The following is a 25,427-nucleotide window of genomic DNA, read 5'->3' on the forward strand; positions in this document are numbered from 1 at the left end:
GGGGGATTAAACCGATACACGGCCCTTAATATGAGGATGCGGATCGTAAGATACTAAGTTAAAGTCTTTAAACGAAAATTCAAAGATATTTTTGACATCAGGATTTAATTCCATTTTTGGAAGAGGTCTTGGATCACGACTTAATTGCAATTCCAGTTGATCCAGATGATTATTATAAATGTGAGCATCGCCAAAAGTATGGATAAAATCTCCGTATTCCAGTCCCGTTACCTGAGCTACCATCATGGTAAGCAAGGCATAGGAAGCTATGTTAAAAGGAACCCCCAGAAAAATGTCTGCGCTGCGCTGATAAAGCTGACAGGACAATTTTCCATCGCTTACGTAAAACTGAAAAAAAGCATGGCAAGGGGGCAGAGCAGCTTTGTTGTTTGCAACATTTTCTGCAAAACTTATGCTCGTATCGGGTAAGACGCTCGGGTTCCATGCTGATACGATCATTCTTCTGCTATCAGGATTGTGTTTAATCGTATCGATGACTTCCTTGATCTGATCAATACCATCTCCGTTCCAATTCCTCCACTGGTATCCGTAAACAGGGCCCAGATCACCATTTTCGTTGGCCCAGGCATCCCATATTTTAACTCCATTTTCTTTTAGATATTCAATATTGGTATCTCCTTTTAAAAACCAGAGCAACTCATGAATTATTGACTTAAGATGAAGCTTTTTGGTAGTGACCATAGGGAATCCCTCGTTGAGATCAAATCTCATTTGATAGCCGAAAATACTTCTGGTTCCCGTACCTGTCCTGTCTTCTTTCTTTACGCCATGATCGATCACATGTCTGACCAAATCTAAATATTGCTTCATTTTGACAACTGTATTATAAAAATTAATGAAAATCTCAGATTGCTCTGATCACATTTTGAAATGATGTGCAGTGTCCAAAGATAAAATTTTCTGTCATAAAAAGTGCAATTGTGATAGGAATATTATCAGCAATCAAGGAAAGTCAAAATTGAATTATCCGATGATCATTCCGGCAATAGTTGCAGACAACAGGGAGGCTAAAGATCCACCGATCAGAGCTTTCATTCCAAACTCCGAGAGGTTTTTTCTTTGCTTCGGTGCCAAGGAACCAATGCCTCCTATCTGTATTCCAATTGAAGCGAAATTAGCAAACCCACAAAGCATATAAGTTGCCATGATTACTGACTTACTGTTATTAAGATGGACCACGTTTGAAACATCTTTTAACTCGGCCAGCTGTATATAACCCACAAATTCGCTCGCTGCAAGTTTGATGCCCAGCAATTGTCCCATCATCATGATATCATCTTTTGCAACCCCGATCAGCCACATTAACGGCGCAAAAACCGTTCCTAAAATTGATTCGAGTGTAAACCTTGGGTAGGGTGTGTTCGCCGCCATCCACTCATTAAGAGGTGTAATGTCACCAATCCATCCCAGAATTCCGTTGATCATTGCTATAAAAGCCACAAAAACCAGTAGCATGGCACCAACATTGACGGCTAGTTTAAGGCCTTCTGTAGTACCATTCGATATGGCATCCAGAATATTTGTTCCAATCTTTTCAGAGGAAACATGAACGTCAGTACTTATTTCTTCGGTTTGAGGATAGAGTATTTTAGAGATTACAATTGCTCCCGGGGCAGCCATGACCGATGCTGCCAGTAAATGTTTTGCAAATTTTAACCGCATGGCCGGGTCGTCTCCTCCCAGAAATCCGATATAGGCTGCAAGAACTGCACCTGCAACAGTGGCCATCCCACCGATCATGACAAGTAGAATTTCAGACCGGTTCATTTTTTCAAGATAGGCTTTGATCAGTAACGGGGCTTCTGTCTGGCCGAGGAAAATATTTCCTGCCACGCTTAAACTCTCTGCCCCGGATATCTGTAATCCTTTGGAAAGAAGCCACGCAAGTCCTTTTACGACCTTTTGGATCACCCCCAAATAATACAATAAAGAGGTTAGAGCCGAAAAGAATACAATGGTGGGTAAAACCTGAAATGCAAAGATGTATCCAAAAGTATTCATGTCAACCACAAGTCCCTCAAATAAAAATTTGCTACCTGCTCTTGTAAAATCAAGTACACTTACGAATATTTTGCCAACAGTTTCAAAGGCAACCTGAATAAATTTGACCTTGAGAACTCCAATGGCTATCAACAACTGAATACTCAGGCCTATTCCCACAGTTTTCCATTGGATTGCTCTTCTGTTGGAACTGAACAAATAAGCGATAAGAATAAGAACAATCATTCCAAGGATACCTCTCCAAATTGAGTCAAATGATACTCCCTGATTGGATGTGATCTGTTGATTAAGTTCTTGTGCTTGGGCAGAAATAGACAGAATTGACAGAAAGGAAAACGCGAGAACTTTTTTCAGCATGGATCTTATTTTTTCTCCCTTTTGGAAATTTCATCCCTGAGCTTGGCAGCGAGTTCATAATCTTCATTATTGACCGCCTGATCTAACTGTTTGTATAAATCTTCAAGGCTTTCATCCTTAAATTTGGAAGTGTCTTCCACAACGTTGGCTACCAGATCTTCCATTTTAAACTTGGATTTGGCAAGTTTGGACTCATCCTTGATCTTAAGTATAATCCCGGCCTTGTCAAGAATATTTTCAAATGTAAAAATGGGGGCCTTAAACCTTGTTGCCAGGGCAATGGCATCTGAGGTTCGGGCATCGATAATTTCTTCTATTTTATCACACTCACAGATCAGACTTGAATAAAACACTCCATCAACCAGTTTGTGAATAATGACCTGTTTCACGATAATGTTAAATCTGTCCGCAAAACTTTTAAAAAGGTCATGGGTTAAAGGTCGGGGAGGTTTGATCTCTTTTTCAAGGGCAATCGCAATGGACTGAGCTTCAAAGGCACCAATAATTATAGGAAGTGTTCTTTCGCCATCTTCTTCACTCAAAACCAGGGCATAGGCACCGCTTTGGGTTTGGCTGTAAGATATTCCTTTAATATTTAATCGTACTAGACTCACAGGTTTGACTTGATTAATCTGATTAACAAATTTGCAACAAATTTAAGCAATAGCCATTTCAATTTACAAATAAAAATGAAAAAGGCCATCCAAATTGAAGACTATTAATCATCAAAAATTCTGACGGCCTTTTTGAAGTTGGCAATTTACTAAAAAATTATATCGCACTACAGGGTGCTTTTAAAATCTTTCAATTTATTTGTCAATTCTGGAATCACCTCAAAAGCATCTCCAACAATTCCATAGTCTGCTGCTTTAAAAAAAGGTGCTTCAGGGTCATTGTTTACGACAACTTTTACCTTGGAGGAGTTTACACCTGCCAGATGCTGAATCGCACCGGATATCCCTATGGCAATGTAAAGATTAGAAGTAACCGGCTTACCAGTCTGGCCAACATGTTCACTGTGAGGTCTCCATCCCATATCCGAAACGGGTTTTGAGCAGGCAGTTGCGGCTCCAAGAACATCGGCCAGTTCCTCAATCATTCCCCAGTTTTCAGGTCCCTTCAATCCTCTTCCTCCTGATACAACAACATCTGCGTCGGCAATGGTTACGGTTCCGGTTGTTTTATCGATCGACTTGCTCGTCACACTGAACATTTTGTCTTCCAGGCCCGGTGAAAAAGATTCTATTTCCGGACTTGATTTTTCTTCGATCAGGCCCACAGAATTTTTAGCCAGGCCCAAAAGTTTAATGTCGGTGTGAATTTCTGTAAAATTGAATCCTTTAGAGGAAAAGGCTTTCCTTTTTACGGTAAACGGATTCTGACTTGTTGGATAATCAACCACGTTGGATGCAAAACCTGCATTCAACTTCACTGAAAGAATGGGTGCCAGATAAAGACCGTCATTGCTTGAGTCTATGGCTACAATTGTAGCAGACTCTTTTTCCGCTGCCTGAGCTATACATGCTGCATAGGCCTGAGCGTTAAATGTTCCGAGTCTTTCGTTCTCAATTGATAGAATTTTATCCGGGCCATATTCTGAAAGGCTGTCAACCTCAGAGGCATTTATGGTAACCACTGTAAGGCTTGTTTCAGCTTTTTTTGCGAGTTGTTTACCAAAAGAAACTATTTCGTAGGCTGTTTTTTTAAATTTCCCTTCTGAATGATCTGCAAATACTAATACTGACATAGGTTTTTCTTTTTAATTTTTTTGCTGCTTCTACTTTATCTTAAATCACTTTTGCTTCATTGTGCAGTAACGAGATGAGTTCATCAATATTACCGGCATCAACCATTTTACAGGCTCCTTTTGCAGCGGGTTTTTCATATTTTGAGGTTTTACTGCTGGGCTGAGCATCAGATGCTGCGACAACTTTCAGAGGCTTTTTTCGAGCCATCATGATTCCTCTCATATTTGGAATTCTTAGATCCTTTTCTTCAACAATGCCTTTCTGGCCTGCAGCCACGAGAGGTAATGTACAGTCAAGTGTTTCTTTGCCGCCATCTATTTCACGAACCGCCTCCGCATGATTCCCATTCACTTCAAGTCCTATACAGGCATTGATAAAATTAAATCCAAGAAGTTCGGCTAACATTCCAGGTACCATTCCTCCATTATAATCTATCGATTCTTTTCCTGCGAGGACCATATCATATCCTTCGGATTTAACGACCTCAGCCAAATGCTTTGCTACCATAAGCCCATCTGTAGGTTCGGCGTCTATTCTTATGGCATCATCAGCACCAATGGCCAGGGCTTTTCTCAATGTTGGCTCCACGTTTGCCTGCCCTACGGTGGCAACGGTAACCGAAGCGCCTTGTTTTTCTTTGAACCACATAGCTCTTGTCAGCACAAATTCATCGTATGGATTTATAACAAATTGAACTCCCGTTGAATCAAATTGACTATTGTCTGCCGAAAAATTGATTTTTGAGGTTGTGTCGGGAACGTGACTTATACAAACTAATATTTTCATTTCTACTTTGTTAGATTGAGTATTCATTTTTCTTCGCAACGAAGTTAAAAAATATTTTTAATATATTATGCATGCATAATAAAATATTGAAGGCACTAATCGTTTAACTCTGTGAATCCCGGAATACAGTTTATTTTATATAAAAATTGTATCAGGCACTTTAAAGTTATTCATCAAAATTAGTTATTTTTGCACTCCTTATTAAGAAAATATGAAAGTATTACAATTTAGAGAAGCCATTGCGGAGGCAATGAGCGAGGAAATGAGAAGAGATGAAGCTGTTTATCTTCTGGGAGAGGAAGTGGCTGAGTATAATGGTGCATATAAGGCATCTAAAGGAATGCTTGATGAGTTCGGTGCAAAAAGAGTTATTGACACCCCTATTGCTGAGCTTGGATTTTCAGGTATAGCTGTTGGATCTGCCATGAACGGGGCGAGACCCATAGTTGAATTCATGACCTTTAACTTCTCGCTTGTAGGTATCGACCAGATTATCAATAATGCTGCAAAAATGAGACAGATGTCAGGTGGTCAGTTTAATATTCCTATCGTTTTCAGAGGGCCAACGGGTTCAGCCGGACAACTGGGAGCAACTCACTCTCAGTCTTTTGAAAACTGGTACGCCAATACCCCTGGTTTAAAGGTTATTGTTCCTTCTAATCCTTATGATGCCAAGGGACTTTTAAAGGCTGCTATCAGAGATGACGATCCGGTGATCTTTATGGAATCTGAACAAATGTACGGAGATAAGGGTGAGGTTCCTGAAGGTGAATATGTGCTTCCTATTGGTGTTGCCGATATTAAGAGAGAAGGAACAGATGTAACAGTTGTAAGTTTTGGAAAGATCATTAAGGAGGCTTATGCTGCAGCTGAAGAATTGGAAAAGGAAGGTATTTCCATTGAAATTATAGACCTTAGGACCATTCGTCCTATGGATCATGAAAGTATATTTAATTCTGTCAAAAAAACAAACAGGCTGGTTATTCTGGAGGAGGCTTGGCCATTTGCAAGCGTTTCATCGGAAATAACCTATCAGGTTCAGGAAAATGTCTTCGATTATCTTGATGCACCGATTCAAAGGATTACCACTGCGGATACTCCCGCACCATTCTCTCCAGTTTTGCTCGAGGAATGGATGCCTAACAAGCAGGATGTGATCAATGCGGTTAAAAAAGTTATGTATAAATAGATTTTGTTCTTTTAGGATCGAGCCATTTGATTTTTCAAATGGCTTTTTTTTTAAAAACTGGGTTCATAACGCTAAAAGAAAAATACTGATGAGTATTAATTGTTTATATTTGAACTCGGAAACACACGTCCTTAGTGGGTTTATTTTTTTTCATCATCTAGAATAATCAATAATGAAGGATAAGAATATCGGTAAAAATATAATGCAGGAAAATCGAATTGAAGAAGGTTTTTATCTTTTAAAATTTGAAAATGCTGAGAATAAAGTGATTCAGGCCACTCGTGCCGTCGATAAATCCTTCCTTCAGCTTCATTTTTGCATTAAAAATAATTCCGGGTTAAGTTTCAACGGAGGGCATTATATACTTGAATTACCGGAGAATAAATCGTTTTTGTTATACAATCCTCAACAGGACCTGCCGATACATTTAAATATGGATCCGGGTGCCAAAGTGATCAGCTTGCTGATCAGCATTGAGAAGTTTCATACGTTTTTTACTCAGGAAGCCGGGTTAATTCATTTTTTGAGCGGAGAAAATCAGGGGAAAAAGTGCTATCGTGATAAAGAGTTGAATCCGAATGAAATGATGGTTCTTAATCAGATATTTCATTATGGACTGCACTCCTCATTGGAAAAGCTCTATTCCCGTGGCAAGGTCTATGAATTAATAAGTTTGTATTTTCATAAATCGGATAATGACGGGATTCAAAATTGTCCCTTTCTCGAAGATGAGGCCAATGTTGAAAAGATACAAAAAGCGAAACAGATTATAATTGAAAGAATGACGGAACCTCCCAGCCTGACCGAGTTAGCTCATCAGATCAATCTGCCTCTTCAGCATTTGAAGGACGGATTCAAGCATATTTATGGAGAAACTGTATTTGCCTATTTATTAAACTATAAAATGGAATACGCAAGAAAATTATTATCGACGAGAAAATACAATATCTCTGAGGTTAGTTTTGAAGTAGGATACAGTACACCAAGCCATTTCATTGCTGCCTTCAAAAAGAAATATGGAGCCACTCCAAAGCGTTACATGAGTAGTCTTTGATATCAAATGTTTCATTTTTGGAAATTCACAAATTTTTTACTGCCAAGTCTCAACCATTTTGATAATTTTGATCGATAAACTTCCTTTCTGCCCGAAAGGATTTTTATTGCCGGATAAAATGAATAAAAAGTTACTGTACATATTGTTTTTTCTGACTATCGGTATGCAGGGCCAGACCAAGGTAAAAGGTGTGGTTGTGGATAATTCAGGAGAGTCGGTTCCTTTTGCCAATATTATTTTTAAAGGTTCCACCAAGGGAACGATTTCAGACGAAAATGGAAGGTTTTACCTGGAATCTCCGAATAATTACAGCGAACTAGAAGTTTCCTTTGTTGGATTTGAGACCAAGGTAGTGGCTATCTCTTCGGATAATTATGAATTAGAAATTGTTTTGGAAGAGGGCAGAGACCAGTTAAAAGAGGTAATGGTTTATTCCGGACGGATCAAAAAAAAGAATAATCCGGCCATTGATATTTTGAAGAAGATCTGGGCTCAGAAAAGACGTAATGGCTTGAATATGTATGATCGATTTGAATTCGATCGGTATGAGAAAATCGAATTCGATCTGAATAATATAGATGAAAAACTTATGCAAAATAAGGTCTTTGAAGGTATGGAGATGGTTTTCGATCAGATTGATACCTCCAAGATCACGGGAAAAGTGTTTTTGCCGATTTTTATTAATGAATCTGTTTACAAAACCTACGGCAAGAACATTTATCCCAGAAAGAATAACAGCATAATGATCGCCAATAAGAATTCGGGATATTCAGATAATCAAGCCTTGATTTCTTTTTTAAAGCAGCTCTATGTTGATTTTGATATTTATGATAATTATCTATTGTTCTTTGACAAGAAGTTTTCGAGTCCTTTGTCAAAGCTTGGACCTGATGTCTATAATTATGTGCTCACCGACAGTGCCTATATTGATAATAAATGGTGCTTTAACATATTGTTTTACCCAAGGCGAAAAAATGAACTGACCTTTAAAGGAGATTTTTGGGTAAGCGACACCACCTATGCCATTAAGGAAATCCAGATGTACGCCACAAAAAATGCAAATGTCAACTGGGTTAAGGATATTTATATCGAACAGGAGTATGAGGTTTTGAATGATTCTGTGTTCCTGTTGAAAAGAGACTATATTATGACGGATTTTGCCTTGAATCAGAAGGATAAATCCAAAGGGGTGTATGGAAAGCGAACTACCTTATTTGACAATCATGTGTTTAATGTAAAGAGGCCGGATGAGTTTTATAAGGAACAGATTCAGGATAATGAAGAGATGTATAATCAGCCTGATGAATTCTGGGATAAAAACAGACAGGAAGAGCTGACCGAAAATGAAGTTGGGATCTACAAAATGCTTGACACCTTGCAAAATGTGAAAAGGTTTCAGCAGATAAACACAATTGGAGAAATACTGGCCTCAGGTTATTGGAATTTCACCCATGGCTGGGATTTTGGCCCAGTGTTTTCGACCATAGGATACAATGACATTGAGGGATTAAGGCTCAAGGCCGGTGCACGAACCTATTTCAGTCAGAATGATAAATGGCGGGTTAAAGGATATCTCGCCTATGGATTCATGGATGCAAAATTCAAGTATGGCATAGAGGGTAAGTACCTTTTCAATGGTCGTGATCGATGGGTTTTATCACTTGGAACCAGAAAGGATATTGAACAGCTCGGTGTGAGTCTCACAACGGCTAACGAAGTGCTGGAAAGAAGCTTTGCAACTACTTCGATTTTTACAAGGGGGGATAATTCGAAACTTTCCAATATCGATCTGACTAATTTCAAAGTTTCCGTTGAACCCGTCAAAAATCTGGATCTTCGTTTGGGGACAACCTATAAAACCCTTGAATCTGCCGACCCAGCGAGATTCAATGTAGATTATTACGATGAAAATGGTGAGATTCAGTCAAGTATAGAACAGGTAGATGTTAGTTTTGCCGTGCAATATACTCCCAAAAGAAAAGCCTATGGATTCGGGGTGGAGCGATCGGTGAGCAATAGCGGAAGGTTTCCCACGTTTTTTATCAGTTATACGAGAGGTATAAAAGGTGTTTTTAACAGTGATTTTGATTATCATAAACTACAGTTTTATTATGAGCAGCCCATGCAGCTCGGTTTATTTGGAAGGCTGACCTCGACCTTTGAGATTGGGAAAACCATAAACCCTGTGCCTTTGCAACTTCTCAATATTGTTCCGGGTAACCAGACCTTTTTTACTTCAAGAAAATTGTTTGACCTTTTGGATTATTACGAGTTCGTAACAGATGAATATGTTTCCCTGCACCTTGAGCACAACTTCAATGGAAAAATATTTGCTAAGATTCCCTGGGTCAGGGATCTGCAATGGCGTGAGATCATTGGTATACGCGGTGTTGTTGGAGGTATTTCCCAGGAGAACAAGGATATCAATGCTTCAGATATTATTTATGTAGCACCGGAAAATATTTACTGGGAATACCATTTTGGAATCGGAAATATCTTTAAGCTGCTTCGTGTGGACTTTGAATACCGAGGTAGTTACAGGGATCGGCCCGGAGCAACTAATTTTGCCGTTAAAATAGGGTTAGGTTTCTATTTTTAAATGAGGATTTTAAAGTCCCAATTCTTTCCCCTGGAAAGGGGTACTCTTCTTGTGTAAATATTTTTTGCGGGAAAATATCCGGTCCAGGACTACTGATCAAAAATCGAAATACCAGTTAAATAAACTTGATCTTAATCCAATGGTAAACCAGGTTGTGTTGTTTTTTGAAATCACATCTCCTGATACATCAGGTGTAAAATTCCTAAAGGTTACCCCTCCGAAAATTTGAAGATTTGTAACCGGGTTCAAAACATAGCCTCCCTGAAAATCAGCTATAAAAATATCTGTTGAATTACCCTGTCCAACTTCATTTCCTTCATCAGAAACCCTGTCATCATAGGATCGCCAGATGTCACCACCATAGCTAAATTCTGATCTCTCATCCTCAAAATCAAAACCTTTTTTACCAGCGATCAATTTAGCATTTCCAAACCATCGATCTTTTGAATAACGCGCAATTCCGATCACTTCATAGAAGTTACCTCCCCAGAGATGGGCCAGTGGTTGGTTATAATGACCTGAATTCAATTTCGTTTCTCCATGTGAGAACGTGTAGGGCCTTACCCAATTGAATTCACCCTGAAGCATCAAGCCGTCAACTTTAAAGGCATTGTAATATTTTCCCCCAAGTTGAAAAGCAAATTTATTGCCCCAATATCCTGTTCCGTCAAATACCCTGCTGGTTGTCATCTCATCGATCAAAAACTGGGTGTAAACCGATATATTGTCCTTGATCCTGTACTTCATATTCAGCCCAATATTGGCATTACCGGATCGGGAGCCCCTGTTAAATTCAACGGCGCGATAGAAGATAATGGGATTAAAGAAAGAAATATCAAATCCATTTGGGCTGCTCTCTTCGTTGGTTATCACAGACTCGAATAATCCGATGTTGAATCTTTTGGTAACGTTCCAGCTCAAGTGATGCATGGCCACGTATTTTCTAAAATTTGAATCATTGGTTACAGCCGATGGCCGTACGTCATCCATCCACATCCACAGGTTGGTATACTTGATCTTCCAAAAGGTTGTACTGATCTTTAAAAAGGGGTAGGGTGAGGCCACATCGGATAAGAAAAAGGATCGGTACCCGTCCCCGATGAAATTCTTTCCATTTCCAAACTGGAAATTAAAGAACTTGCTGGGTGTAAAACTTAAATAGGCCTCTGCTACCGGGTAATCAAAAGAATCTTCTTTAAATTTTTTGGCCCTTCCTCTGCCGGGTACCACTCCATAACTTTCGGGAGGAGTTCTAACCTTGGCATAATCATTCACATAATCAGCAAATCTTCCCTGGCTTTCATAAAAGGAAGTTGAAAAGCTGAATTTTTTGCCAATTGAACCTTGGATCTGCAGTCCTCTAGTGTTGTTATAGGTGTAGTCAACATCGGAGTTGTCTTTTCCCACCTGCAGGTCAAATACAGGATTCAAAGTAAACCAGAAATCCTTGCCTTTGACCAGGGCCAGATGTTCATTATGTAATTTTCTTCCTCCCCAGGTTTCCCTTTTCTTCAGCATTTTCGTCCTTTTGGCCTCAAGGTCTATATAAGGTTTTACTTCATTAAATAAATATGGTTTTGAAGAGGTATGGGTGTTTTCACTTTTGTTCAGGTGATAAATGATATCATCATATTCCTGATGTACAAAAGGAATGTTCAGCTCACTCTGAAACTCTGGAAAAAGAGTGTTTTCGAGATTTGGAATTTCTTCTTCAATTTCTTTTTTCTCTTCCACGACTACTACCTTTTTATCATTGTCGCTTAATGGAATAGCAATAGGGAATTGATAGCGTTCATCTACGGCCCTTCCGTTAAAAGTAGCAGGCTGAATTTTTGGAAGCGTTTGAAAAACTCTTTTAACCTCTTCTTCCAGTTCGGGATACACAGAATTCACGTAAAGTATCTCAAAATCCCCTTCTTTAGTTACAAGAAAGATGGCATTTATGGTTCCTTTAAATCCCTCTTTTTCAACATTTTCAGGGACCTTAAATTCATTGATCACATCAGCTTTCAACTTTTCACTGAAACAACCATTGAGTTCGTCGATCTGAACCTCTTCACATCCAGTATAAACAGGTGGCTTTGACAATTGTGCCTGAGCCGAAAAAGAAGTGACGATCAATAAAGAAAAAAGTAAAATAATATTTTTCATAAAAAAAGCTAAATAGGAACGATGCCGTGTTAAGGTACTTAGTTAACGTTGCAAATCTAATTTATTTTATGAACAAGGTCATTTTTTAACTGATATTTTTCATGGCTTTCAGGGCAGGTTGCAAATCCTTGGTCATCAAATATTAATCGATGACCATATTCACTCATCCATCCAATCTGTTTTGATGGATTTCCTACAACTAAAGCATAGGGCTTAACCTCCTTTACAACAACCGCTCCAGCTCCTATAAAAGCGAATTTTCCAATATCATTTCCACAAACGATAGTAGCATTGGCCCCTATACTTGCACCTTTTCTAACCGTGGTTTTCATATACTCACTTTTTCTGTTTACGGCGCTTCTGGGATTGATCACATTTGTAAAAACCATAGAAGGCCCAAGAAAAACATCATCCTCACAATTCACACCCGTGTATATGGAAACATTGTTTTGAACTTTTACATTGTTACCTAAATGAACATCCGGAGAGATCACTACATTTTGCCCGATATTGCAATTCTCCCCAAGGCTGCAATTAGACATGATATGACTGAAATGCCAAATTTTAGTTCCTTTACCAATAGTACATGGTTGGTCAATTACCGCCGTTTCATGAGCGAAAAAATTATTATTTTCCATTTTCTTCCACAATTTGTGTCCTTAAATTTTTGCAGGATGCCAGGTCGTCTTTATTTCGATTGTTTTTTCAATAAAATAAGGGCTCTGATTGTTGTCATTTGACCAATCCTGTTTTTTATAAACCGTAACTCTTTTCAAATTCTCACTGGCAAGTTCAGTTAGTTTTTTAATTTCTTCTTCGTCATTACCACTGTATATCATAGCATTAACATCCATATGAGATGCCATATGAGGGATGAGTTCTTTTTTATCACCGGTCAGAATATTGACAACCCCGCCTGGAACGTCCGAGGAATGTAAAACTTCGGCAAATGAAATGGCGCTTAGAGGATTTGAATGGCTGGCCAAAACAACCGCTGTATTTCCACCGAGAATGGCTGGAGCGACCACTGAGATTAATCCCAGCAATCCCTGCTCTTCGGGAGCAATTATCGCCAGTACCCCCATCGGTTCGGTACATGAAAAATTGAAATGGGCACTGGATACCGGATTGACGCTGCTGAAAACCTGTTGAAATTTATCACTCCATCCGGCGTAATATACCAGTCGGTCAATAGATTGTTCTACTTCTTCTCTGGCCTTTTTTGAACTCTGTCCGTGCACACGAAGCTCCTCAAAAAACTGTTCCTTCCGGCCTTCGAGCATTTCGGCAATTCTATACAATATCTGACCTTTATTGAGAGCCGTCATAGCTGCCCAGGAAGTTTGTGATTTCCTTGCGGCCACAACCGAATTTCGAAAGTCTTTTCTGGATGCAAGACACATGTTTGCGATTAGTTTGGATTTGCTATTAAAAACCGGATAATACCTTCCGGACTCTGTTCTTGGAAATTTACCACCTATGTATAATTTGTAGGTTTTATGGATGTCTAATCTGCTCATATCTGTTAAAATTTTACATAAGGTTTTAATCCATGAAGCCCGCCTTCCCGGCCAAATCCACTTTCTTTATATCCACCAAAAGGAGAGGTGGCATCAAATTTATTATAGGTATTGGCCCAAACCACACCTGCCTTAAGTTTCTGGCTCAAATAAAATATTTTTGAGCCTTTTTCAGTCCATACTCCGGCTGATAGCCCAAAAGGCGTATTGTTTGCCTTTTCAATAACTTCATCAATTGTTCTAAAGGTTTGAATGGCCAGCACAGGGCCAAATATTTCCTCCTGAACGATTCTGTGTGACTGAGAAACATTTACAAACAGGGTAGGAGCGCACCAGTTTCCTTTCGAAGGAATATCGCATTTTACCTGATAGATTTCGCCTCCTTCCTCCAAGCCGATTTTAATATAATTCTCTATAGTATTGAGCTGTTTTTCAGAATTTACGGCACCTATATCGGTGTTTTTGTCAAGAGGATCCCCAAGGATAAGGGTATTCATTCGATTCTTTAATTTTTTAATTACATCCTTGGCCACGGATTCCTGCACGAACAACCTTGATCCGGCACAGCAAACATGACCCTGATTAAAAAATATCGCATTGATGATACCTTCAACAGCCTGATCTATGGCAGCATCATCAAATATGATGTTTGCTCCTTTTCCTCCTAATTCAAGTGTAAGTTTCTTTGATGTACCCGCAATTGCCTTTTGGATGTATTTACCAACAGCCGTTGACCCGGTAAAGGCGATTTTGTCAATTTCAGTATGGTTAACGATCGCAGCCCCGGTTTCACCCGCGCCGGTAAGAATATTTACCACTCCTTCTGGAAGTCCGCTTTCCTGAATAACTTCGGCTAGTTTCAGCGCCGTTAAAGGGGTGGTTTCGGCAGGCTTTAAAACTACGGTATTTCCGGTAGCAAGTGCCGGAGCGATTTTCCATGCCGCCATCAACAGAGGAAAATTCCAGGGAATGATCTGTCCGGCAACGCCCAGAGGTTTAGCCTTTCTGTTTGGAAAAGCATAGGAAAGTTTATCGGCCCAGCCCGCGTAATAAAAAAAGTGATTCGCAGCGAGAGGAATGTCAATGTCCCTTGATTCCCTGATTGGTTTTCCACCATCAAGACTTTCGATCACCGCAAATTCACGCGACCTTTCCTGTATCAATCGGGCAATTCGAAAAATATATTTTCCTCTTTCTTTTCCTGATAAGGCCGACCATTTTTTAAACGCCTTTCCAGCAGATGTAACAGCTTTGTCAACATCTTCAGCCGTAGCTTCAGCTACGCTTGACAGCAATTCATGACTGGCAGGATTGATTGTTTTAAAATACTTTCCTTTTTCAGGGGCAACAAATTTCCCATTGATAAAAAGATCATATTTTTCCTTAATCTGAATGTGCTCCGTACTTTCGGGAGCTGCATCGTAACTCCAGGCGGCCTTAAAAACCTCATTTTCGGTTGTTTTTGTCATACGACTAATCTTTTGAAAAATAATTTGAAGACTGGTAATATCCTGTTTCCGCTTTGACCAGTTGCATCAAGATGTCATTCGCTAAGCTACTTGCTCCGAATCTAAAATAAGTTTTGTTCATCCACTTTTCACCTAATACCTCGTTGAGCATGACCAAATACTGTAATGCAATCTTCGAGGTTGATATTCCGCCGGCCGGTTTCATTCCTATCATTTTACCGGTCTTTAGATAATAATCTTTTATAGCATCCAACATTACATACGTAACCGGCATTGTTGCCGCGGGCTGAATTTTACCCGTGGAAGTTTTTATAAAATCTGCACCGGCATACATCGCAATTTCACTGGCCTTTCTCACATTATCCAGGGTATCCAGTTCTCCGGTTTCGAGAATCACTTTTAGATGGGCCTTGCCACAGGCTTCTTTAACTTCTGCTATTTCATCATATACAAAGTTGTATTCTCCTGCAAGAAATTCTCCTCGAGATATAACCATGTCTATTTCATCGGCACCCTGTTCAACCGCAAAAAGTGTATCTGTGATCTTGGTGTTTCTGCTTGATTGTCCACTTGGAAAAGCAGTGGCAACAGAGGCCACCTGAATTCCGGAGCCTTCGAGCTCTTTTTTTGCAATTTTCACATAGGTAGGATATACACAAACAGCAGCAACGGCAGGAATATCTTTTAAAGAATCGTGGAGGTGCAGGGCCTTATAGCATAACTGTTTAACTTTTCCAGGGGTATCTTTTCCTTCAAGCGTAGTAAGGTCGATCATGCCCAGGGCAAGTTTCAGTCCCTCAACTTTTGAGCTTTTTTTAATACTTCTTTTGCAAAATCTATCAACGCGTTCCTTCACCCCTACAGTATCGTAGGACGGAAGGTTATTTAAATTCGGACTCATTCATTTTGATTAGAAGGTCAAATTTACAAATTTAAATGAAAACCATCAGCGAGCTATAGATGGTTTTACCGGAGTCACAGCTTATAAGACCACAAAAGTGATGGGAAGGGTATAGGATACCCCAACGGGCTTTGTTCTCTGTTTTCCGGGGACCATCGTAGGCAACATATCGACAACCCTTACGGCTTCCTTTTCGAGTCTTGAATGAGGCCCTCTTGCCCTTATGTTGACAATCTCACCTGATTTGTCAATTCTGAACTGTACATAGACTTTTTTCTTGCCTGGAGTCAGTCCGAGTTCCTGTGCGAGTTCACAATTGAAATTTTTGAGAACGTGTTTATTGATTTTGTCCTGAAGGCATTTGCGCTTTTCTTCTTTGGTTCCCTTACACCCAGGGTATATGGGGGCCTCTTCAATGATTGCAAAGGGAATATCTTTTTCCATTTCCTCCTCCTCGATAATTTCTTCTATATCTTCGTATTCTGTTACCTCAACAAACTCGGATTCATCCGTTTCAGTTGATTCCAGGACGGTTTCTTCTATATCCTCCTGATCTTTCACGATTTCTATTTTCTCAGGAGAAGGGGGTGGTGGAGGTGGTGGTTTCACCTCGAGGATTCTTTGTGTTACCGGTATTTCGATAAGCTCTTCATTTTGGATATCAACCTGGTCAAGATCGGAAACATAACGATCTACAGTTTTCCATTCAAGAGCGGTATAAATTAACATCAGGGTCAAAACCAATCCAAGCTGAAAAAAAAGCTTTCTGTACGGAGATAACCTGGCATTCTTGTTTTTTTTTGCTTTCATGATCCAAGGAATTAAGTGAAGTATCTGAAATTAAGAAATTAACCTCAAAAAAAGCATGACATTTATCATGTTTGGATCCGGAGCACTGTCAGAAAATACCTTTTTCCCTGAGTAATATCCGTCAGATCAAAGTGTTTCCATTGTTGATTTTGAATGGATAAACCAAAAAAGCCATCTCATTTGAGATGGCTTTTCAATATTTTTAAGACGATTATTATTCAACAACCAAAGTAATCGGAAGTGTATATTTTACACCAACGGGTCTTCCGCGTTGTTTCCCGGGAGTCATATCAGGTAAAAGCTTTACAACTCGAACAGCTTCTTTTTCCAAACGGGCATGAGGACCTCTCGCACGAACGTCAGTTACCTTTCCTGTTCTATCGATTTTAAATTGAACGTAAACTCTTTTTTTACCAGGACTAAGACCTAAATCACCTGCCAAACCAGTATTATATTTTCTGTTCACATGCTTTGTGATCTTATCGACCATGCACTTTTTCTTTTCATCATTATTTCCTTTACAACCCGGATAAACAGGAACATTTTCAATAATAGCAAAAGGCACATCGTCAACTACTTCTTCCTCTTCTACGATCTCTTCAATTTCTTCTACTTCAACGGCTTCAGTTTCATCAGTTTCTGTTGATTCAAGGATTGTCTCTTCAATGTCCTCCTCATCTTCAACGATTTCTATTTTTTCAGGCGCCGGTGGTGGAGGTGGAGGTGGCTTTATTTCCTGTATTCTTTCCGTGATCGGTATATCAATTTCTTCTTCTGCCTCGATATCAGCCATACCTAGATCGGCGATATTTCTTTCAAATGTTTTCCACTCAATTCCTATATAAATAAGAATCAGAGCAAGCGCCAAACCCAATAACATGAACTGTTTATTGTGTTTTTCTAGATTTGCTTTAGGGTTCTTTTTTACTTCCATGTTGTCTTAAAATTTTTATACTGCGCTAATTTAATGAATTAATCGTGACAATTCCAAGTTAAATTTAAATTGCACGATACCACTTTCTGATCTGGCCAAAAATAAAGAACGACACTATTATTCCTGCCGCGTTAGCCAAGGCATCATAGATGTCCGCTGTTCTGTAGGTAGTTAACCCACCTTGTAAACCCTCAAGAATGATGCCATAAAGAATCAATCCTAAAGGTACGAAAATTTTGAATACTTTTTTTTTCAATCGATCCTTCAAAGCAAAATACCAGACAAATGCTAGAACAAAATAAGCAATAAAATGAAGGTATTTATCACTTGACTTGATGTTCAGTCCCAAACTGATTTTAGGGACTGAGGTAAGGCTTAATACTGCTATGATTATTGTGGCAAGGATCGCCAGGAAAAGCGCATTACGCTCCCACAATCTCTTTATATCCTGAAGCATCTAATAAACCGTCTATTTCTGAGGTATCAGAGATTTTGATTTTGATCATCCATCCTTCACCATAAGCATCTGAATTAACCTTTTCCGGAGCGTCCTCTAACATTTCGTTGAATTCAATGATTTCTCCGCTTAGGGGCATGAAAAGGTCCGATACTGTCTTAACTGCCTCAACGCTGCCGAAAACTTCATTCTGAGCAATGGTTTCGTCAACCGTTTCAACATCGACATAAACAATGTCTCCCAATTCACCCTGAGCAAAATCAGTGATGCCAACTGTAGCAATGTCGCCTTCGATTTTCACCCATTCGTGATCTTTCGTGTATTTTAATTCTTCAGGTGTGTTCATTTTAAAATCTTTAATTTAATTACCAATTATGTATCTCACGCTAATTCCTCCATTAATTGAAGTACGGGGATAGGTGGTCGATATTGCAAATTTAGAATTATTATAGTCAAAGAAAAAGGAGGCAAGTAAATTTTTATTCAATGAATAATCAGCAAGGAACTTGAATGAAACAAGGCTTTGGCCTCCGGTAATCTGATTATTGGTAATTTCATCTTCTATTCCATAGGGTCTTACGATGGTCAGATTATCCCTTATTCCAAGGTCCAGTTTTAAATTAATATCACCCTGAAATGTGGTTGAGCCTCCGCCACTGCCCGTTTTGAATTTCATCTTTACATTCTGAATCCTGTAGCCCATTCCGAGCACTAATTCTTCCCCTGATACTTCAGTAACCGTATTGTTGTTGAAGTTGAGGTTTAATGCCTTGTCTTTGTTGAATGCCGCCCTTAAAGAAAGCGAGTTTTTCAATTTAAAATCCACACGGATCAAAGGAGAAAACTCTTCGATCAAATTCACACCATTGTACAGTTTTTGAGGATTGTAATTTCCTGCAATATCTCTGTTACTATCCTCGTACGGATTGTCTTCATCATATTTGAGGTTATTGGTAAACGATAAAATTGAATAAACAGACCTGTAACTGTGTTCGAGTGTAAAACTTCTGAAATTTGTTTTTACCCAGGGGATCGACATTAATCCTTTGTAGGAAATTCTCCAGTTGGGTATTGGTGTGCTTCGGAATGCACTTAACTTAACCGATTCTGCACTTCTTCCTGAGTAAGCGGCCAAAAAAGCCGGAAGTACAACATCTTGACTTGTATCCCCGAATCCGTCAATATTTCCACCTGTTTCATCGGCAAGGCGCTGAGAAATGATCTTACGGTTATCTTTGAATTGCTGAAACACCTCGGCTTCATCTTTAAACGAAGAACCGAGCATCATATGAGAAATACTGAAATTCCCAATACCGTTTTTCGGGGTATTATCCAGAACTCCATTGATAACATCTAATTGTTGATTAAAACTTTCAGTAAAGGTCCTGTTTCCGAATAATTCGATATCCAGATCCCTTGTGAATTTAACATTCGCGGAATAATCGAATTTATCATAATGTGACCTGCTGTAATTTCTGGCGTAAAAATTATCTCCCTGGCCTCTGGAGATCAGCCATCCATTTCGGATCGCTTTATCAAGAATATCGGCCTGGCTTCCGAATACAAACCCAAATGTAGGGGCAAAGGTTCCGTTGTAATTACTCTGTCCAAGAAGTCCGAATTCAGGAATATAACCAGGAAGGAATGTACCGTTGTTTTCCGTGTAGGAAAGACGAATATTCTTAACGGATGTCAGGATGTCGATTCCTACTTTACCAATTTTCTGACCTGTGGAAAGGCCTTTTTTGGCCTTTAATTGCTGCCCGGTTTCAGGATCTTGTTTTACATCCACGGTTTTTCGTTTCGTAAATAGTTTGGTAAACCCGAGGTAATTATATAGCCTGTCCATTCCCATATCGGCAGTGAAATTATGGGTGTTGGCATTTTGAATCGTGTTACCAACCTGGTCAATGGTTGTGTATGCCGGAGCCTGCCAGTCATAATCGGCAGTATAATTATAAGTTCCGTTAATGAAATCAAGTACCGGAAACTTGTCAAACGGGATTTTATAGGTCAGGTTAAAGGTTTGGTGATAATGCTCAGGGCGGCCAATTCTGAAAAACTGATCGTAGATCTGTAGGTCTTCATTATCTCCAAATTGGTCATAGGCGTAGTTATTCAATGCCCGAAGCGAGAACTGAAGGGATTTACTCAGATTATAGGCGATCAGATAATCCCAGTCAAACATAAAATTCCTTTGTTTTAAAACCGGAAGGTCAGGCAGGCCTTCAACAAGCGATCTTGACAATTGCTCGCTGTAGGAACGGACAATATTTGAGTTAATGGCAAATGAAGTTGGCAATAAACTCAGGTTGAAATCCTTGATAAATTTCAAATATGCTTTGTCGCTTACAAGTCCCCATGATTTAAATGGTTCGATTACCTTAGGTTCAAAGCTATATGTATAATTGGCAGAAGCCCTCAGTTTCTGGTCAATGAATTTTTGAATATTATAGTCACGGTGATAGGTTTCATTGAATAAATAGGAAACCGAGAAATTTTCCACATCATAAAAATGAGGTTTACCACTTTGAGAAGTTCGGTTTCGTCGAACATTGATAAAGTTGATACTTTTTCTTTGGGTGTAATCTCTGGCCAGATCTGCATCTGTGGACCCGTTCTGAAACAGGACATCTTTGAATCTGGGGTCGTACTTCGGATCTCTGAATTCCTCTCCAAAACTAAAATTGATGGGAATGCTTACATTGGCTCTTTTGGGCAAAAGCTGCCCAATATTGATGTTGGAAACAAACCCGTATTGTTTCATTTCATCCTGACTCCTTTCATTCACCATCTGATCAAGGCTGCCAAATCCTATAGTGCTGGCACTTCCTGTAACCGATACATCAGCAAAATCCGCGAGGTTTGCATCGGCATTGACAATTGCTGCCCAACTCGATTTGTTGTCAAAATCAGCTACCCTTAATTCATTAAACCAAAGCTCCATGCTTTTTGGAGAAATCGCTACGTTTTTGACACCCAACATGATGGTCCTGATGTTTGACAGATTAGGATTACCCTTTACCCTGATCCGAAATTCAGGATCCTCTCCTGCTACAGGTTTCGGATAAAGTTCACCTGCCGGTGCCCCAATCTCCAGGCGTTCGAGTTTCAGGTTCCCAAAATCCTTGATGGCAGCATCGAGATTGTTCTCTACAGGCCAAATTTCTTCAGGAGTCACGGCATTGAAATCCGTAATTTTTAAGGGTATTTCAACTTGGTAGTAGTTGTCATCCGTATCACTTCCCAATCTGATTATACCGAGTAATTCATTATCTTTTACTTCCAGCTGCCCCACCTTTCCTTCGGCATGAATGAACATTTTCAATTGCTTGTACATCCGGAGGTCAAATGTTGTGTTTTTAAATATGGTTCGGGTGTCTCCGGGCTGAAGATCATCGACTTTCATGGAAACCGATTGTTCATTTTGTTGCTGAATCGTTGTGGTACCCTGGAGCCTTTCCCTTTTTATGCCTGGAGGTAGAACATAGGGTATGGGCTGACGGTCCTCATTTTCTTCGATATTTACCACCCCAACCTCGAATTTCTGATTTTCCTCTGGAGAGATTTCCTGAGGAGGAACAATGTTGTCATCAAGAGTTTTGGTATAGCGTCTCCAGTCCCCTCTGACCAACTGAAGTTCACCAAATCTCAATACCACGGGCACCTTAAATTTGGTAAGGAACATTCTCATAAATCGGATCGAAGTAAAACCGGCCATATCATTGATGATATTGCTTGGATCCTCAGGAGTTGTTATCGGAATTCGGAACTGATACCATGTGGTGGTCTGCGTTGTATTGTTCGGTAACTGAACTGTTGTTACCCTGCTGTCAACGATATAATTTTGACCTACCACGAGATCCGTTTTGTTCAAAGAAACCTTGTACTGATAATAACTTTCTATCGCATTCATGGTCTGGTCTCTGTTGATGTCTTCAACATCTGGAAACGTAGTCGAAGAGGTTGGATAGTTCTCAGGAGAATTGTTGATGGTAGGGGAATTCCCTTCCGTTAAACTAAAATCCTTGTAGCGTGTTAATATTGATGCATCTTCGGCATCAAAGTCAGAACCTCTGAAATAGTGAAAATTATCAGCTGACGGATCTTCTCCAAACACGGTTCCGTACTTTGTACTTTCATCCTCATCATTGATACCGTCCAGTCCAAGATCCTGATTTAATCGGGCTTCATCACTTTCTGGAAACGCGTATAAAAGTGACTGCTCTGTAGGTATTGATGACCAAGGAGTTGATTCTATATTTGATCCCGGAATCTGTATTCCGTCTTCGGGAAGCCCGTTTTCAAACATTTTTCGATCATCCTTTAAAATATCTTCTGAAATATTTCCAAAATTAAAATAGAGTTCTCCCACCTGATCCTGTAAACCCGGAGGGGCAATTGGGCCACCTTCTTCAGGTTTGATCGAGTAATTTTCATAGGGGTCCATGAGCCAGAACTGAACGTATTCTATATTCGCCTGTTGAAAATTAGTGGTTGTAAGGGCCCTTGTTACTCCTGCCCATCTGTCTTCTGGATTGATGTATTTTCCGTCAGAACCAAAACTGTCGTCATAATTGTTTGTTCCCCGTTCCTCCGGATAATACGCCATGTCAAAGGTTCTGATAATACTTGACTGCGTTACATCCAGGTCCACCTGAGGAAAAAGTTCACTGTAATTAACCTGTCTCACTTCGGCCCTGGACAATTCCTCACTGTCAATATTTGGTGGCCTAAGACTGGAGCCATAAAAGATCTGATCAATACTGTACCAGGCAAGTTTTGATCTTTTTGCTCCGGTTCTTAACTCATCTGGCAGGCCTGGTGCAATGTTTCCGTTGGTGAAATCCAGGTCACCAGATTGACCCAGAGGCGTACTGGATGTAAACCACTGTTTTGGCGATTTTATATCCAACGGGATCTGAGCACCTTCAAAATCATCTATATAGGAAGTTGCCGCGCCTTCCAGATCGATTCCTTTGGGCGTCCCGGGAATTAAATAAGCAAGTTCAGACCTCACTGACACATAAGAAGGGACATCGGTATCAATATTGGGCAGGGCGTTGGCCCATTTTGTCAATTTTGGCACTTCTGTCCTATAAGTGAGATAAGCGCCAATAATTGTGTTGTTGACAGGTTCAGATCCAAATTGCGCCTTTTGGGTTAAAGGCCTTTCATTGAGATTGATGATATTTCCTCCGACAGCCAGTTTTTCATTGAAAACATGCAATACATCAACACCCATATATCTTCTTTGTTGCTGATTGAATCCTATATTGTTCTCTACATCAACTTGAATGGGTGCGTCTGAAGCGATCAATGTTGGATTAATGATCTGTACGTTTCCAATATTGTAATCTACTACATAATCTACGCCTTCAACAAGTTCACGTCCGCCTGAAGTTACTTTTACCGAACCTCTTGGCACGTTAAAAGCACCAAGTGGAATACCACTTTTGCTATCCGATTTAAAATAGCCTTTGAATGAATACTTGTCCTTTTGCTGAAAATCATTTTGTGCTTCAGCCTGGGTGCGGTCATACAACTCCCGAAAAATGTATACATCATCTTCCGGTAAAAGCTGGTCATCCAGGTCCTCACCAAAAGGTTCTACAGTTGGGAAAATAAAATAACCGTTGGGTGAATCTATTGTTATTCCCTCCACATAATCAAAGAATCCGTCTCCTTCGGGTTTAAAGTTGTTGTTCTGGTCAAGGCGGTCAAGTTTTAACAGGTTCAGTATGGTCCTGTCATTTACTCCCGGGGTCTGGGCATTTTGAAGGATATTCACAGGTTCACCCGTGGCATCATCGTAATACAATAGTTCGAGCCTGAATCCATCCTTTTGAAGTTGAAAAGCACCCGGAATTTCATAAACATTTTTCATCAGCAGGTCGAACATCGGAATAGTCGGATTGATGATCTCACTTCTGAGCATTTTGACTACAAGGTTGTCCGGAGCAATCACCCCTGCATCCGTAAATTCCCCAACCCTGTAGACTTCGGTCCCATCGGTATATTCGTAGGCAACTGCCATGACGTCTGCATCGACCAATCTTCTGTTCAGGGTAATAAATCCTAACTGCGCGTTCATGGTAAAGTCAACTCCCTGCACAAGCTTAATGGCGTTTTCAAGAATGGTATAATCTCTTCCCTGGGACATATTATACGGGGCCAGCGCCTGGCCAACGGTTGAAATTTCCCGAATAGGGCCGTTTAATGTCAATAAGTCCTCAAGATTATTGGCTTCATTTGAAGGATCCTGGCCTCCAGGATTTGGAATTACATTGGCAGGACCGATATTATCGGGATTATTTTCCCCCAGGTCTGCAAGTGCTACAATATTTCTTGTACCCGTTGTGGTTGCATTCCTGTTGGTGACCCAGATTTCAATTCTTGTAATATTGATCGAGCTGTTTATAAGCGGGAAGTTTTCAAGAGCCTTGTTGTACTTATCCCTGAAGGCATGGCTTATAAAAAAGTGTCTGTTGTTGTCATAATTACTGGCCTTAAAATCAAATTCGTTCAAAATTGCCCCACCTTGTGCAGAAACAGACCTTGTCTGGGATCTTTGCTGGGAAAATATTCCTGTGACCGTAGTCTTACCGAATTGAAGTTCCATTTTGGCCCCAAACAGGTTCTGCGCTCCTGTAACCAGAGAATTTCTAATGGGCATTGATACATTACCCACCTCAATTTTTCGGATGATATCATCTTCAGTTGGCGTATATTCCAACTTTACCATATTTTGAAAATTAAAGGTGGACTGAGTATCAAAGTTGGCCATTACCCTTAATCGGGTTCCTATTCTAGCATTTAAACTCGCATTGATCTCCTGGTCAAAGTCAAAGGTTGTGCTTTGTCGGTTGTTTTCAGAAAGCTGTGGATTTTCCACTTTCTGGTATATAAGTCCCATCTTAATCAAGATAGAACCCTGAACATTTACATCGATCTGATTTCCACCAAAAACACTTTCAAAAAAATTTGAATTTACATAGTAAGTTGGAAGAAGGTTCTTCTGAACATCAGAGGCTTCTTTGGTCTTGCCGCCAATAGCATTTAATTTTTCCTTGGAATACTCGAGCATGTCTCTCTGAAGCCGGTAATCTTTGTATTCTTCAGGAGTCATCTGAGTAGGATATTTGACGTAGTAATCGCCAATTTTTTCCATCAGGATATAATTGCCCGTCTGTGGATCGTATATCGTTTCGAGTTCCTTGTTGTCATTCAGAAAAAGCCGTCCGCTTTGATTGCTGTTAAAGGAATAAGGTAAAGGTGAAATAGTGTCTCTTGAGGTAGAAGTTGTTGGTTGAGTGTTAGTTACGGAATTATTATCAGAATTTATTTGAGCCGAAACATAAGCCGTACTAAATAACAGTACGATCAATATAATAGGGAGATTATATTTAAATCGTTTTACTCTTGACAAA

At 39.8% G+C, this 25,427-nt stretch carries 18 protein-coding genes; 3 read left to right on the plus strand and 15 right to left on the minus strand.

Annotated elements, in window-relative coordinates; all coding sequences use genetic code 11:
- Positions 1-6: 6 nt before the first annotated feature.
- The 5 genes from LCM02_RS13865 to LCM02_RS13885 form a co-directional block, all read right to left on the minus strand.
- Complete coding sequence (locus LCM02_RS13865) at positions 7-831, minus strand: thymidylate synthase (RefSeq protein ID WP_224931304.1); 825 nt, start codon at positions 829-831, stop codon at positions 7-9.
- A 153-nt stretch (positions 832-984) separates the two neighbouring features.
- On the minus strand, positions 985-2,379 hold the full coding sequence (locus LCM02_RS13870; RefSeq protein WP_224931306.1) for a NupC/NupG family nucleoside CNT transporter: 1,395 nt from the start codon (positions 2,377-2,379) through the stop codon (positions 985-987).
- 5 nt (positions 2,380-2,384) lie between these two features.
- Complete coding sequence (locus LCM02_RS13875; protein WP_224931308.1) at positions 2,385-2,993, minus strand: bifunctional nuclease family protein; 609 nt, start codon at positions 2,991-2,993, stop codon at positions 2,385-2,387.
- 167 nt (positions 2,994-3,160) lie between these two features.
- Positions 3,161-4,126: an electron transfer flavoprotein subunit alpha/FixB family protein gene (locus tag LCM02_RS13880; protein WP_224931310.1), complete on the minus strand. Its 966-nt coding sequence runs from the start codon at positions 4,124-4,126 to the stop codon at positions 3,161-3,163.
- 40 nt (positions 4,127-4,166) lie between these two features.
- The gene (locus tag LCM02_RS13885; RefSeq protein ID WP_224931312.1) at positions 4,167-4,913 is read right to left on the minus strand and encodes an electron transfer flavoprotein subunit beta/FixA family protein; all 747 of its coding nucleotides are present in this window, start codon (positions 4,911-4,913) and stop codon (positions 4,167-4,169) included.
- Between the two features lie 211 nt (positions 4,914-5,124).
- Here LCM02_RS13885 and LCM02_RS13890 point away from each other — a divergent pair, with 211 nt between their 5' ends.
- The 3 genes from LCM02_RS13890 (at position 5,125) to LCM02_RS13900 (ending at position 9,755) form a co-directional block, all read left to right on the plus strand.
- A complete protein-coding gene (locus LCM02_RS13890; RefSeq protein ID WP_224931314.1) occupies positions 5,125-6,102 on the plus strand; it encodes a pyruvate dehydrogenase complex E1 component subunit beta in 978 nt (325 codons plus the stop codon).
- Between the two features lie 172 nt (positions 6,103-6,274).
- Positions 6,275-7,156, plus strand: a complete 882-nt coding sequence (locus LCM02_RS13895) for a helix-turn-helix transcriptional regulator (RefSeq protein ID WP_224931316.1) — start codon at positions 6,275-6,277, stop codon at positions 7,154-7,156.
- Between the two features lie 118 nt (positions 7,157-7,274).
- Positions 7,275-9,755, plus strand: a complete 2,481-nt coding sequence (locus LCM02_RS13900; protein WP_224931318.1) for a DUF5686 family protein — start codon at positions 7,275-7,277, stop codon at positions 9,753-9,755.
- Positions 9,756-9,851: 96 nt separating this feature from the next.
- On the opposite strand, the gene LCM02_RS13905 is transcribed toward LCM02_RS13900, so the two are convergent.
- From LCM02_RS13905 to sov, 10 genes are all read right to left on the minus strand, one after another.
- The gene (locus tag LCM02_RS13905; protein WP_224931320.1) at positions 9,852-11,906 is read right to left on the minus strand and encodes an energy transducer TonB; all 2,055 of its coding nucleotides are present in this window, start codon (positions 11,904-11,906) and stop codon (positions 9,852-9,854) included.
- Positions 11,907-11,962: 56 nt separating this feature from the next.
- A complete protein-coding gene (locus LCM02_RS13910; protein WP_224931322.1) occupies positions 11,963-12,544 on the minus strand; it encodes an acyltransferase in 582 nt (193 codons plus the stop codon).
- Between the two features lie 21 nt (positions 12,545-12,565).
- Positions 12,566-13,426 carry an aldehyde dehydrogenase family protein gene (locus LCM02_RS13915; protein ID WP_224931325.1) on the minus strand — a complete coding sequence of 287 codons (861 nt, stop codon included), beginning with the start codon at positions 13,424-13,426 and terminating at the stop codon, positions 12,566-12,568.
- 5 nt (positions 13,427-13,431) lie between these two features.
- Positions 13,432-14,895, minus strand: coding sequence for an aldehyde dehydrogenase family protein (locus LCM02_RS13920; protein WP_224931327.1), 1,464 nt, complete (start codon positions 14,893-14,895; stop codon positions 13,432-13,434).
- A 4-nt stretch (positions 14,896-14,899) separates the two neighbouring features.
- Positions 14,900-15,796: a deoxyribose-phosphate aldolase gene (gene deoC / locus LCM02_RS13925; RefSeq protein WP_224931329.1), complete on the minus strand. Its 897-nt coding sequence runs from the start codon at positions 15,794-15,796 to the stop codon at positions 14,900-14,902.
- An 81-nt stretch (positions 15,797-15,877) separates the two neighbouring features.
- Complete coding sequence (locus LCM02_RS13930; RefSeq protein ID WP_224931331.1) at positions 15,878-16,606, minus strand: energy transducer TonB; 729 nt, start codon at positions 16,604-16,606, stop codon at positions 15,878-15,880.
- Positions 16,607-16,820: 214 nt separating this feature from the next.
- On the minus strand, positions 16,821-17,540 hold the full coding sequence (locus LCM02_RS13935) for an energy transducer TonB (protein WP_224931333.1): 720 nt from the start codon (positions 17,538-17,540) through the stop codon (positions 16,821-16,823).
- 64 nt (positions 17,541-17,604) lie between these two features.
- Complete coding sequence (locus tag LCM02_RS13940; RefSeq protein WP_224931335.1) at positions 17,605-17,997, minus strand: VanZ family protein; 393 nt, start codon at positions 17,995-17,997, stop codon at positions 17,605-17,607.
- Entirely contained in the window at positions 17,963-18,343 is a 381-nt protein-coding gene (gene gcvH, locus LCM02_RS13945; protein ID WP_224931337.1) for a glycine cleavage system protein GcvH, read from the minus strand. The genes LCM02_RS13940 and gcvH overlap by 35 nt, the downstream gene beginning before the upstream one ends.
- 15 nt (positions 18,344-18,358) lie before the next feature.
- Positions 18,359-25,426, minus strand: a complete 7,068-nt coding sequence (gene sov / locus LCM02_RS13950) for a T9SS outer membrane translocon Sov/SprA (RefSeq protein WP_224931339.1) — start codon at positions 25,424-25,426, stop codon at positions 18,359-18,361.
- Position 25,427: the final 1 nt, after the last annotated feature.

Origin of the sequence: Lutimonas saemankumensis (assembly GCF_020171465.1) — a bacterium.
Lineage (GTDB): Bacteria > Bacteroidota > Bacteroidia > Flavobacteriales > Flavobacteriaceae > Lutimonas > Lutimonas saemankumensis.

Excerpts from the sequence above, each read along its gene's own strand:
- deoC (WP_224931329.1), bottom strand. The coding sequence starts at position 15,796 with ATGAGTCCGAATTTAAATAACCTTCCGTCCTACGATACTGTAGGGGTG.
- LCM02_RS13870 (WP_224931306.1), bottom strand. The coding sequence starts at position 2,379 with ATGCTGAAAAAAGTTCTCGCGTTTTCCTTTCTGTCAATTCTGTCTATT.
- LCM02_RS13935 (WP_224931333.1), bottom strand. The coding sequence starts at position 17,540 with ATGGAAGTAAAAAAGAACCCTAAAGCAAATCTAGAAAAACACAATAAA.
- LCM02_RS13910 (WP_224931322.1), bottom strand. The coding sequence starts at position 12,544 with ATGGAAAATAATAATTTTTTCGCTCATGAAACGGCGGTAATTGACCAA.
- gcvH (WP_224931337.1), bottom strand. The coding sequence starts at position 18,343 with ATGAACACACCTGAAGAATTAAAATACACGAAAGATCACGAATGGGTG.
- LCM02_RS13895 (WP_224931316.1), top strand. The coding sequence starts at position 6,275 with ATGAAGGATAAGAATATCGGTAAAAATATAATGCAGGAAAATCGAATT.
- LCM02_RS13880 (WP_224931310.1), bottom strand. The coding sequence starts at position 4,126 with ATGTCAGTATTAGTATTTGCAGATCATTCAGAAGGGAAATTTAAAAAA.
- LCM02_RS13930 (WP_224931331.1), bottom strand. The coding sequence starts at position 16,606 with ATGAAAGCAAAAAAAAACAAGAATGCCAGGTTATCTCCGTACAGAAAG.
- LCM02_RS13900 (WP_224931318.1), top strand. The coding sequence starts at position 7,275 with ATGAATAAAAAGTTACTGTACATATTGTTTTTTCTGACTATCGGTATG.
- LCM02_RS13885 (WP_224931312.1), bottom strand. The coding sequence starts at position 4,913 with ATGAAAATATTAGTTTGTATAAGTCACGTTCCCGACACAACCTCAAAA.
- LCM02_RS13915 (WP_224931325.1), bottom strand. The coding sequence starts at position 13,426 with ATGAGCAGATTAGACATCCATAAAACCTACAAATTATACATAGGTGGT.
- LCM02_RS13865 (WP_224931304.1), bottom strand. The coding sequence starts at position 831 with ATGAAGCAATATTTAGATTTGGTCAGACATGTGATCGATCATGGCGTA.
- LCM02_RS13920 (WP_224931327.1), bottom strand. The coding sequence starts at position 14,895 with ATGACAAAAACAACCGAAAATGAGGTTTTTAAGGCCGCCTGGAGTTAC.
- LCM02_RS13890 (WP_224931314.1), top strand. The coding sequence starts at position 5,125 with ATGAAAGTATTACAATTTAGAGAAGCCATTGCGGAGGCAATGAGCGAG.
- LCM02_RS13905 (WP_224931320.1), bottom strand. The coding sequence starts at position 11,906 with ATGAAAAATATTATTTTACTTTTTTCTTTATTGATCGTCACTTCTTTT.
- LCM02_RS13940 (WP_224931335.1), bottom strand. The coding sequence starts at position 17,997 with ATGCTTCAGGATATAAAGAGATTGTGGGAGCGTAATGCGCTTTTCCTG.